We start from the raw sequence: 12,177 nt of genomic DNA, 5'->3' as shown, positions 1-12,177 counted from the left end.
ATTTTGTTACTACATTTGGCTCAACAAAAAAAGAAATGCAAAATACTAACACATATTACTTTGGTTACTTTTACTATTTTAGTGAGAGCCGGGGCTAATATGCAAAAAGATATATAAAAAATATTAAATTGTATAAAAAAGTCCCGGCAAACAGCCGGGACTTTTTTGTTTTAACGCAAAAATGGAAACGACAAAACGTATAGCAATTCAGGGTATTAAGGCATCTTTCCACGAAGAGGCCGCATACAAATTCTTCGGTAGGGAAATTGAGACGGTAGAGTGCAATTCTTTTAAAGAAACCTGCGATAAGCTTGAAAAAAACGAAGCTGATTTCGTGGTAATGGCCATCGAAAACTCGATTGCAGGCAGCTTATTACCAAATTACACCTTGATTCGTGATTATGGTTTCTCGGTTGTTGGTGAGGTTTACTTACCCATCCAGCTGCACTTAATGGCTTTGCCGGGTGTAAAATTCGAGGATATTAAAGTGGTCACCTCACACCCTATTGCCATCCGCCAGTGCATCGATTTCTTTTATGATTACCCACATATTAAAATTGTGGAGAGCAACGATACCGCTGCCTGTGCAAAACGCATCCAGGAAGAGAAATTAACAGATACCATGGCCATCGCAAACAACTTAGCTGCAGAACTTTATGGTTTAAACATCCTGGAACGCCGGGTAGAGTCGAACAAGAAAAACTATACCCGTTTTCTCATCCTTAAAAAAGATAAAACCGACGAAGGAAAGAAAATAAACAAAGCTTCGATCTGTTTCCAGGTTGGACACAAAGCGGGCTCCTTGGCAACCGTGTTAAATATTTTTGCTGAACAGGACGTAAGCTTAACAAAAATACAATCTATGCCGGTATTAGGTAAAAGAAATGAGTATTACTTTTACGTCGACCTGGAATGGCCAAGTACCGAAAAATACGATAAGGCGATCAGAAAGGCATTAAAATATACATCGAACTTTAACATATTAGGAGAATATCAAAAGAACGACAAAGTATAAACAGCTAGCAGTAAACAATTTTCAGTTGACAATTCAATATAACAATTAAACAATATAAAATATAACTCCGGACTTCCGACTTTGGACTAAGGACTTTAAACAACCCCCATCATCATGAAACTTAATTTAAACATCCAACCTTTAAACACCTGGTTAAACACAAACAACGAACCATTATTGATTTCTGGTCCATGCAGTGCAGAAACTGAAGAACAATTGTTAACTACAGCACACTTATTGGCAGCTACCGGTAAAGTATCGGTATTAAGGGCCGGTATCTGGAAACCTCGTACCCGTCCGGGAGAATTCGAAGGTATCGGAAGTATCGGTTTAGAATGGTTAAAACGTGCTAAAGCTGAAACAGGTTTACCAACTGCTGTAGAGGTTGCAAATGCAAAACACGTTGAAGAGGCTTTGGCGGCTGGTGTAGATATCCTTTGGATTGGTGCACGCTCTACTGTAAATCCTTTCACCGTTCAGGAAATTGCCGATGCTTTAAAAGGACATGATGTTCCGGTATTGATCAAAAACCCTGTTAACCCTGATTTACAGTTATGGGTTGGTGCTATTGAGCGTATCAATGGTGCTGGTATTACTAAAATAGGAGCTATTCACCGTGGTTTCTCTTCATTCGAGAAAAGTTCTTTCCGTAACGAACCAATGTGGGAAATGGCTATCCAGTTAAAAACTTTATGCCCTGAGCTTCCGATCATTAACGATCCAAGCCACATTTGCGGTAACCGCGAACTGATCCCTTACATTGCACAAAAAGCATTGGATTTAGATATGCAGGGATTAATGATCGAATCGCACGTAGATCCTTCAGTAGCCTGGACAGATGCCAAACAACAAGTTACCCCGGCCGCTTTGGCAGAGTTGGTAGACCGTTTAACCGTTCGCGAACCAGAGGCACCAAACGAAGCATCTGCCGATAAATTGGCCGAACTTCGTAAACAGATAGATAAAATTGATGACATTTTATTGCAAAAATTAGGTGAGCGTATGGCTATCGTAGAAAAAATCGGTGAGTTTAAACGCGATAACCAGGTAACTATTTTACAGGTTAACCGCTGGGATGCCATCATTAAAAAAGGTCACGCTTTTGCAAAAGCTTTAAAATTAGATTTAGGCTTTACCGAGAAATTCTTAGAATTGATGCACGGCGAATCAATCCGCAAACAAACTGAAATTATGAATGCAGGCAAAGCTGAAAAAGGCATTGCTGCAGAGCAACATAACGAAGTTAAAGCATAGGTAAGCTTAAAGCTCAAAAACTAAAGCTAAAAGCGGTTTCTAACAGCGATGTTATCCTGAGCTTGTCAAAGGGATACAACGATTAACAATATATAATGGAGTGTCAGGTGTTTCCATCTGGCACTTACATTTAAGAATAAAACAGAATAAAATGTCCAAAAACGCCTTAGTTTCTTTTAAAGGAACCAAGAATATTAATACGGAAATCCAATTAACAGGCTCCAAAAGCGAATGTAACAGGGCTTTAATAATCAGTGCCTTAAGCAAGAAACTGGTTAAAGTTGAAAACCTTTCTAATGCTGCCGATACCGTAACCTTAAATGGTATCCTGAATAAGTTGGGAGTTGAGAGTAGTGAGTTGGGAGAAAACTCCAAACCGAAAACTGCAAACTCCGAACTGGTTGATGTTGGACCTGCAGGTACTGCTATGCGTTTCTTATCGGCTTACCTTTCGGCAAAAAACGGGAATTTCCTGTTAACCGGAACCGAGCGGATGAAACAACGCCCGATCGGGATTTTGGCCGAAGCTTTAAAAACAATCGGTGCCGATATTTCTTATGCAGAAGCTGAGGGTTTCCCCCCTTTGAATATTATTGGTCCATTGGATCAAAAAACGGCACAGGTAAAAATTAAAGGCGATATCAGCAGTCAGTATATTTCGGCTTTGCTAATGATTGCCCCTATCCTGCCTCAAGGTTTAACTTTAGAGATCGAGGGGGAGCTTACTTCTAAGCCATATGTAGACATGACTTTGGATATGCTCGCAGAAGTTGGCATTGAGCATGCCTGGAATGGAAATTCGATAACAATCAAACCTCAGGCTTTTAAACCCGGCACTTTGGTTGTTGAACCCGATTGGAGTGCAGCATCTTACTGGTACAGCATTGCAGCTTTGGCTGATGAAGCCGAAATTGCTTTACCTGCTTTAAAGCAGAAAAGCCTGCAGGGCGACAGCCAGATCAAAAATATTATGAAGATTTTTGGCATTGCAACGAGTAAAACCGATAAAGGAATCGCCATTAGCAATCTGGGGCTTACTTTAGACACCAAAGAAGTTTTAGATTTAAAAACCTGTCCTGATTTAGCACAGACTATTATTGTTATTGCCGCAGCTTTGGGCAAAAACATGGCATTTACTGGTTTGGAAACCCTAAAAATCAAAGAAACCGACCGTATTGCAGCCCTTCAGAACGAATTGGCTAAAATTGGCGTTACTTTAACCGAAAATAACCTGGTTTATACCTTAAATACAGATAACCTGCATTTTCCGGATAAAATTACCATTGCAACCTACGAGGACCACCGTATGGCCATGGCCTTTGCTCCACTTGCACTACTGATCAACGAAGTTGAAATTGAAGAAATGCAGGTGGTGGAAAAATCTTATCCATATTATTGGGAAGATTTGAAAAAAGCGGGATTTGAAGTAAAAGAGATTTGATAAGTGAGATACTGGGTGTGAGACATGAGATTTGAGATGTGGGACACTAGATTTGAGACACCAGACCTGAGAAAATACATCGGGATTGAATACAAGATTAAAATAAATAAATAACAAGCTAACTGGATTTGAGTGTAATTTGAGGGATAACTTCAAATCTACTAACTCAGATCCAACCTCTAAACAATTAAAAAACAGAAGCTTAGATACGAACCGGGTACTTCTCAAATCTCATATCTAGCTTCTCATATCTAATATATATGGCAGGCAACTCATTCGGACAACTATTTCGCATCACTACATTTGGTGAATCTCATGGCGTAGCCATTGGAGTAATTATTGATGGCTGTCCGGCGCAACTGGATATCGATATGGATTTTATCCAATCAGAACTGGATAAACGCAGACCAGGTCAGTCTAAGATTACCACGCAGCGAAAAGAAAGCGATACTGTGCAGATTTTATCTGGTATTTTCGAAGGAAAAAGTACGGGTACTCCTATTGCGCTTTTAATCCCGAATGAGGATCAGCGTTCAAAAGACTACGGCCATAACATTGATGTTTACCGTCCAAGCCATGCCGATTATGTTTATGATGCAAAATACGGCATCCGCGATCACCGTGGTGGCGGACGTTCTTCTGCCCGCGAAACAGCAGCCCGTGTAGCCGCAGGTGCCATTGCAAAACTGTTTTTAAAACAACAGGGTATAGAAATTTTTGCACATGTAACCTCAGTAGGCAAAATTGAAGCGCCAAATTTAGAAAGCAATGATCTATTGTCGCTTTTAGCCATCAGGGAAGAAAATATTGTTCGCTGTGCCGACCCTGCAACAGCGCACGAAATGATCGAATTTATCGATTCAGTAAGAAAAGATGGCGATACGGTTGGCGGGAAGATCAGTTGCGTGATAAAAGGTTGTCCGGCTGGATTAGGTGAACCTGTTTTTGATAAATTACATGCCGATTTAGGTAAAGCCATGCTGAGCATCAATGCCGTTCATGGTTTCGAATATGGCTCCGGTTTTGCAGGAAGCGAATTACGCGGATCGCAACATAACGATATCCCGCAGCCAAAAGCTGCCGATTCGAAAGTATTTAAAACCACTACCAATTATGCCGGCGGTATACTAGGGGGCATTTCAAACGGAATGGATATTACCTTCAAAGTAGCCTTTAAGCCTGTAGCCACTATTATGCACAACCAGCAAACCATTAACGCAGCTGGAGAAGCTTCAGAAATTAAAGGAAAAGGCAGGCACGATCCGTGCGTGGTACCAAGAGCTGTGGTTATTGTAGAAGCAATGGCTGCTCTGGTTCTGGCTGATCAGTTTTTAAGAAATAAAGCAAGTGTAGTTTAATTATGAAACTTATTACCACCCTACTTTTATTGATCAGCATGAATACTTTTGCTCAAAGTTATGCCGATCTGATTGCTAAACACCGCGAGGCTTATAAAGAAGATTTCATTAAAGACAGCCACTCGCCATTAAAGAAAAATGATCTGCAGAATCTGCATTTTTATGAGGCCGACAGCAATTATAAAGTATTAGCGGCAGTAGAATTGTTAAAGAATGAAAAAGTGTTCAAAATGCCAACCTTTAACGGTAGCAGCAGCGATTATTACCGCTATGCACACATAAACTTCAGTTTAAAGGGAAAAGCGGTCCGGATGACGCTGTATCGAAGCGTTGCTTTATCGACCAATCCTATCTATAAAGACCATTTATTTTTGCCTTTTACGGATGAAACGAACAATAAGGAAACTTATGGAGGTGGCCGTTATATTGACCTGGATGCGAAAAAAATCAACAGCAACCATATAGAAATCGATTTTAACAAAGCTTATAACCCCTACTGCGCTTATAGCGATGGCTACCGTTGTCCGGTACCTCCTGAAGAAAACGATTTACAATTAGCCATAAAAGCAGGTGAAAAACTATACACTGGTGAAAAGAAACACCGTGAATAAAAGCCGATATTATTTTTATCCATAAAATAATTATCAGACCATATTTTATCCCGCATTTTAATGTAAATTACAAACATTAAGAAAAAAAGTGTTCTCTAAATAAATTGCCTAACCCATTTCTAAATGACGTATAACTGTTTAATTGTTGATGATAATGAAATTGAAAGGGATGCTATAGAAATGCACCTAAAAAGAATCCCGTCATTAAACATCATCGCTGCCTGCCGCAACGGCATAGAAGCTGCTCAAATTTTAACCACTGCTGCTGTAGATATCGTTTATTCTGATATTGATATGCCAGAACTTTCTGGTTTGGATTTATTAAAGAGTCTTAAAAAACAGCCATTATTTATCTTTATCACGTCATTTAGCGAATATGCCGCCGAGAGCTTTAACCTGGATGCCCTTGATTTTATTGTTAAACCCGCCACTTTCGAACGTATATTAAAAGCAACCAATAAAGCAATTGAGTATATTGAATTAAGGAAACTGGTAGATAAACTTCCTGTCGAAAACTTAAATGACGACAATAAAGACGAAGACGACTTTTTCTTTTTCAGGGAAACGAAGGGCATAACCAAGCTGAAATACAGCGATGTAATTTACATAGAAAGCATGGGCGATTTTTCAAAGCTGTTTACCCATAGCGACAGGCATGTTATTTTGGTAAGTCTAAAAAATTTAGAAAAACAACTCCCTTCCAAAATTTTCAAAAGGGTACACAAACAGTATATTATCAATATCAACCACATTGTAACCTTAACCAATCATGAGGTTCATTTAGCCAATAACTTTCTGGTTCCGATAAGTGCTTCCAACCGGCAGGAATTATTGGAAAAATCGATCGATAAAAAAATCCTTTCGAGATTTTTAAAATAAGGCTATTTCTTTAAGATCATTTTAAAACAAGTTCCACCTGCAGGATTAATAGCTGCACTGATTTTACCATCCATTAAGCTTATAAAAGTTCTGCAGAGCAATAAACCTAAACCTGTACCTTTTTCTTTATTGGTACCCAAGGTACTCACACCAATCCCCAGATAGCCGGGTTTATTAAAATGCTCAACCTGTAGAGGCGTTAAACCAATACCTGTGTCTGAAATTTTAATTTCCAGGCCATTACCATCAGGCACAGCATCAACAGCTATTGTACCACCAGTAGGTGTAAATTTAACTGCGTTACTGATGATGTTTCTTACAACAAGTGTGAACATGTTCGAATCTGCTTTGCAAAATGTGCCGGCTGGAACTAAATTCCGAATAACCAAGCCTTTTTGATGGGCATTATCACTCAAAGAAAGGATAACTTCATTAATCAGGTCGTGAGCATCCAATGATTCTAAATACGGATTAAACCCCTGCATCTGACTAGCTGCCCAGTTGAGTAGGTTTTCCATCATTGTTGAGGTATAAGTGAGGTTATTTTTTAGTGATGCTGCATACCTGTTTAACCGCTCCTGCTCTATATTACCACCTTCCAACAGCTGCATGAAGGAAATCAGCGAATTAACAGGCGTACGCATATCATGGCTCACTACGCTAAAGATGCGGTCTTTAACTTTACTTAACTGCTCTAATTCGCGTTTTTGCGTATTGATAATCTTATTCAACCTTGCCGTTTTCAGTTGGTTAAAAAACGTAACAACAGCAATAATCAGGATAAGTGTAGCGGCTATGGTAAGGAATAATTTTATGCGTTCATCAAATCTAATCTGCTGTACCTGTTTACTGATCTGTTTATCCTTTAATCCGGCAGCTAGCTGTGCCTCAAATTTAGCATTGGCAAATTTATTATCCTGGGCCAAACGCTGAATATCAAGATCGGCCTTTGCCTTCTGAAAGGTCATAAGATCCAATGCTTTTTCTTTATCGCTAAGTGCTAATTGCTGCTTTTTTAGTTCAAGTTCCTGCTGTTGTCGTTTTAGTTCGGTTTCAGTCAGTTTCTGTTTCAACAGATAGTCGCGTTCCTTAAGGCCGAAATCAAGCTGCATCTGCCTCCTGGTAATTTCCTTTTCCTTTTCCTGGTCGAAAATCTTATCCCTAACAGCAATATACTGTCTGTAGTATATTAATGATTTGTTAAAGTCTTTTTGTTTCTCATATACTGTACTGAGCCCTAAAGCAGATTGTTTTTCAATATCCAACAACCTGTTTTCCTGTGCAATTTTTAGACTGCTGCTGAGCAATGTTATTGCATTATCAAAATCATTTTCTTTTTGGTAAAAATTCCCTAAAGCATATAAACTTGAAGCATAGGCTGCTTTATCATCTTCCTGTTTATTTAACTCGACCGATTTTTGATATAATTTTAGCGCCACTTCCTTTTGCCCTATCGAACTGTACAGGTTGGCAAGGTCACGCTTAAGGCTAGCCATTAATCCTGTATCGCCAATAGCTTCTGATACTTTCAGTGATTTGTTGTAATAGGTTAAGGCCAGTTTTATTTTTTGGCTGGGCATGACGTTCATCTCCATTAATTCACGATCTGAAGCCTCAAAATAGTTGTCTCCGATTAAGCCATAAACAACTGCCACGCCTCGTGTATTTTCGCCTGCTTTGGCAAACACTTTTAATGCCATGTTCATATAAACCAACGCCTGACTCTGGTTACCCAAGCTTTGATAAATAGTAGAAATATTGGTATAGCAACTCGCCATATCGGCTTCATTACCCATTTTTTCGTAGATCGCTATAGCCTTTTGGTTAACTTCTAAAGACTTGGCATAATCCGGAATGCTGCCATATAAGGCTCCCAGATTGAGATAAGTACCAGCCAGCATATCCAAATTTCCTACTGAAGAAAACTCGGTAACCGCCTTATAGTAATTCTCCTCTGCCTTTTGATAATCAGACCTTCCATGGTACATTAAGCCCCTTCGGTAATAGGCCATTGCAGAGAATTTTTTTAGATTTTTCTCATGTGCCAGCTGAATGGTTTTATCTACGTATTCTTCCGCCTTCTCTACATTTTTCATCCTCATGTATTGGCGGAAAATTTCCGTTAATATTTTGATTTTGGTGGAGTCTGTTTTTAAGTTCTTTTGGTTTAAGCTTAAAAGGCTATCCAATTTTTTCTGCGGTGCACTTACCTGGCTAAAACCGGCCATGCCTAAAAACAAGCAAAGCAGAAAGAGCATGCCTTTTTTAGAAAAACACGCCTTAATAACGAACATGACATTTACAAGACAGCGTTTCATGATCAAATCAATGATTTAACTCCACTGAAACATAAAAAATCTTGAAAATGACAGCGTTTTATATCTGAAATGAGATAAAACATACTGAAATAGCAAAATAGAGTTTGGTTTATAAAAGTAATTAAAAAACCGTTTAACAGGTAACCATTTTTTTACATTTTTCATCTTATTCTTGATTACTTAAGCAAAACAAACTGGAAACCGATGGTAACTCTTTAAACTACAGCAGAATTATGGCTTATGCCTTATCGATTATTTATTAAAAAAGTGCCGGATATTTAGTTGGATTTGCATCATGCATCATTTGGTAAACGGCTTCAATTACATCATCTACTGATGGTTTACTGAAATAATCGCCATCAGATCCAAACGGCGGACGATGAGCTTTTGCTGATAACGTTTTTGGCTGTCCATCTAAATAGAAGTAACCTTTTTGTTCTTCGAGTACTTGTTGCAGAATATAGGCCGAAGCACCTCCCGGAACATCTTCATCAACAACCAGTAATTTATTGGTTTTTGAAAGAGACTTTACACAAACCTGGTCAATATCAAAAGGTAAAAGGGTTTGAGGATCTATTATTTCGACCGAAATACCTAAAAGTGCCAGTTCTTCTGCAGCTTCCTGAACAATTCTTAATGATGAGCCGTAAGAAACCACTGTAATATCGGTTCCTTCTTCCAAAATCTCAGCTTTTCCTAATGGAACCGTAAAATCACCAACATTTGAGGGTAATTTTTCTTTTAAGCGGTAACCGTTTAAGCACTCAATTACTACAGCAGGTTCATCTGCCCTGAACAGCGTGTTATACATCCCGGCGGCCTGCGTCATGTTACGTGGTACACACAGGTGCATACCCCTTAAAGAGCTTAACAGCATGGCAATAGGAGAACCAGAGTGCCAGATGCCTTCGAGCCTGTGGCCACGGGTGCGCACAATTACAGGGGCTTTCTGAATGCCTTTGGTGCGATACGAAAGCGACGCCAAATCATCGCTCAATACATTTAAGGCAAATATTAAATAATCTAAATATTGTATTTCGGCGATTGGTTTTAAACCACGTAGTGCCAGGCCTATGCCCTGCCCCATTATGGTCATCTCCCTGATTCCGGTATCGGTAATTCTTAGCTCGCCATATTTTGCCTGCAAACCTGCAAAACCCTGGTTTACATCGCCAATATTTCCCAAATCTTCTCCAAATGCAACTAAGCGCGGATCGCGGGCAAAATTTTCGTTAAAGCAGGCGTTAAGCACTTCCCGGCCATCGATCATTTTCGATTGTTCATCATAAACCGCATTAACCACAGCAATCATATCCGGACTTTCTTTACCGTCAGTATGCAGCTTAGAATTATAACGGTCGTGATTAAGCTTGGTCTGTTGTTTATACCAGGCCAATAGTTCGTTACGCTCCGGAGAGTTGAAGCCTGCTGATAAACGTATTGCTTTTCGCGCAGCAGTAAAAACTTCGCGGCGTTGTGCATCAGCAGTTGCTGCCAGATTTGCAGCAATTTTAGCCAGTTCGGGTTGATGTTTAGCTATGCCATTCACCAAATCAACCACTTGTTTTTGCTCGGGTCTAATACTATCTAAAAACTCGTTCCAGGCTTCTTTTTGCTCATTACGTACAAAAGCTTTTGCTTCTTTTTCAATCTCTGCAATTTCTTCTTCGGTTGCCAGGGCCGAATCGAGCATCCAGCCGCGCATCTTCAGGATGCAATCGTGCTCGGTTTCCCAAGACAAACGATCTTTTGATTTATACCTTTCATGCGAGCCGGAGGTAGAGTGGCCCAAAGGTTGAGTAAGTTCGGTAACGTGGATTAAAACCGGTACATGTTCCTCCCTGCAAACCTGTATAGCTTTTTCATATACCTCGCATAAAGCCGGATAATCCCAACCTTTTACTTTATAAATTTCATATCCTGGTTGATCAGAATCGCGCTGAAAACCTTTTAAAACCTCCGAAATATCTTCTTTTGTAGTCTGATATTTTGCCGGAACTGAAATGCCATAAGCATCATCCCAGATGGAAATGGCCATGGGTACCTGTAAAACACCTGCAGCATTAATGGCTTCAAAAAATACGCCTTCTGAAGTGGAAGCATTACCAATGGTACCGAAAGCCACTTCGTTTCCGTTAACCGAGAAATGTTTTAAATAATCGAGTTCCTTATTCTGCCTGAATAATTTTGAAGCATAAGCTAAACCAACCAAACGGGCCATTTGGCCACCGGTTGGGGAAATATCTGACGAGCAGTTTTTAATCTGCGTTAAATCGTTCCAGCTTCCATCTTCATTAATTGATTTTGTTGCAAAATGGCAGTTCATTTGCCTTCCGCCTGAAAACGGGTCTGCTCCGTAAGTGGTATTGGCATAGAGCTGTGCAAAGAATTCTTTAACAGTAGAAATGCCCGTTGCAAAGGCAAAAGTCTGATCTCGGTAATAACCTGAACGCCAATCGCCGTTTTTAAAAGCTTTAGCCATAGCCAACTGGGGCACTTCTTTGCCATCGCCGAAAATACCAAATTTAGCCTTCCCTGTTAATACTTCTTTACGGCCTAAAATACTGGCCTGCCTACTTTCAAAGGCTATTCTATAGTCGTTTTTAACGATAGATTTAAAATCATTAAAACTTAGTTCGGAAGCATCAATAGTGTTGGTCATCAATTTTTCATTCGGCATAGTAATCAAAGATTGGTTGCGGCAAATATATACAAAATTAAAAGTTTGCCTTTATCCTCCATTGTAAAATTATATATGGATTTGCAAAATATATTTGGAATAGTTTTTGTTTTAATATGAAATCATTAAATTTGTTTTAGAATTAAAAAATAAATTACAACCACAATAACATGAAAAAGATCTTAGTATTATTCGCTTTTGTTTTGGGTTTGGGTATTGCTGCAAATGCACAAACTAAGCCCGCAGAGTTTAAATTTGAGTCAGAGACTCACGATTTTGGTAAAATTGTTTTAAACAAACCTGTAACTTACGATTTCAAATACACTAACATTGGTGAAGAACCATTAATTATTACCAAAGCTGAAGCAAGCTGTGGATGTACTGTGCCTAAATACACTTCTACTCCTTTGAAAAAAGGTGAAACCGGTGTAATTTCGGTAACATTCAATGCTGCTGCCGGTCCATCAACTTTTTCTAAAGCCATCACCATTACTTCAAATGCAAAAACGCCAATTAAGGTGCTTTACATTAAAGGTGAAACGGTTGCCGCTGCTTCGAAATAATTTTTTAAACGATATTATTTAAAAAGTCCCGATTTTCATCGGGACTTTTTTATTTTTG

Annotated in this window: 9 protein-coding genes; 7 read left to right on the top strand and 2 right to left on the bottom strand. The window is 39.2% G+C overall.

Features of this window, described 5'->3' with window-relative positions; all coding sequences use genetic code 11:
- The first annotated feature begins 181 nt into the window (after window positions 1-181).
- The 6 genes from ACFSR6_RS17280 to ACFSR6_RS17255 all read left to right on the top strand — a co-directional run bounded on the left by ACFSR6_RS17280 (window position 182) and on the right by ACFSR6_RS17255 (window position 6,558).
- Entirely contained in the window at window positions 182-1,015 is an 834-nt protein-coding gene (locus tag ACFSR6_RS17280) for a prephenate dehydratase (RefSeq protein ID WP_379081126.1), read from the top strand.
- 114 nt (window positions 1,016-1,129) lie between these two features.
- Window positions 1,130-2,269 (top strand): chorismate mutase, encoded by a 1,140-nt coding sequence (locus ACFSR6_RS17275; RefSeq protein WP_379081124.1) that lies wholly within the window; start codon window positions 1,130-1,132, stop codon window positions 2,267-2,269.
- A gap of 151 nt (window positions 2,270-2,420) precedes the next feature.
- A complete protein-coding gene (gene aroA / locus ACFSR6_RS17270) occupies window positions 2,421-3,710 on the top strand; it encodes a 3-phosphoshikimate 1-carboxyvinyltransferase (protein WP_379081122.1) in 1,290 nt (429 codons plus the stop codon).
- Between the two features lie 260 nt (window positions 3,711-3,970).
- Window positions 3,971-5,068 (top strand): chorismate synthase, encoded by a 1,098-nt coding sequence (gene aroC, locus ACFSR6_RS17265; RefSeq protein ID WP_379081119.1) that lies wholly within the window; start codon window positions 3,971-3,973, stop codon window positions 5,066-5,068.
- 2 nt (window positions 5,069-5,070) lie between these two features.
- Window positions 5,071-5,679 (top strand): DUF1684 domain-containing protein, encoded by a 609-nt coding sequence (locus ACFSR6_RS17260; protein WP_379081117.1) that lies wholly within the window; start codon window positions 5,071-5,073, stop codon window positions 5,677-5,679.
- Between the two features lie 123 nt (window positions 5,680-5,802).
- Window positions 5,803-6,558 (top strand): LytR/AlgR family response regulator transcription factor, encoded by a 756-nt coding sequence (locus ACFSR6_RS17255; protein ID WP_379081115.1) that lies wholly within the window; start codon window positions 5,803-5,805, stop codon window positions 6,556-6,558.
- Window positions 6,559-6,560: 2 nt separating this feature from the next.
- Here the strand turns inward: ACFSR6_RS17255 and ACFSR6_RS17250 are convergent, their stop codons facing one another.
- Window positions 6,561-8,876 (bottom strand): tetratricopeptide repeat-containing sensor histidine kinase, encoded by a 2,316-nt coding sequence (locus ACFSR6_RS17250; protein WP_379081113.1) that lies wholly within the window; start codon window positions 8,874-8,876, stop codon window positions 6,561-6,563.
- 259 nt (window positions 8,877-9,135) lie between these two features.
- A complete protein-coding gene (locus tag ACFSR6_RS17245) occupies window positions 9,136-11,556 on the bottom strand; it encodes an alpha-ketoacid dehydrogenase subunit alpha/beta (protein ID WP_379081111.1) in 2,421 nt (806 codons plus the stop codon).
- Window positions 11,557-11,726: 170 nt separating this feature from the next.
- On the opposite strand from ACFSR6_RS17245, the gene ACFSR6_RS17240 reads away from it, so the two are divergent.
- On the top strand, window positions 11,727-12,119 hold the full coding sequence (locus tag ACFSR6_RS17240; RefSeq protein ID WP_379081110.1) for a DUF1573 domain-containing protein: 393 nt from the start codon (window positions 11,727-11,729) through the stop codon (window positions 12,117-12,119).
- Window positions 12,120-12,177: the final 58 nt, after the last annotated feature.

The sequence above is a fragment of the Pedobacter vanadiisoli genome (assembly GCF_042684385.1).
GTDB classification, from domain to species: Bacteria; Bacteroidota; Bacteroidia; order Sphingobacteriales; family Sphingobacteriaceae; genus Pedobacter; species Pedobacter vanadiisoli.
Note: the sequence above shows the minus strand (reverse complement) of the source record. Positions and strands in the feature narration are given on the sequence as shown.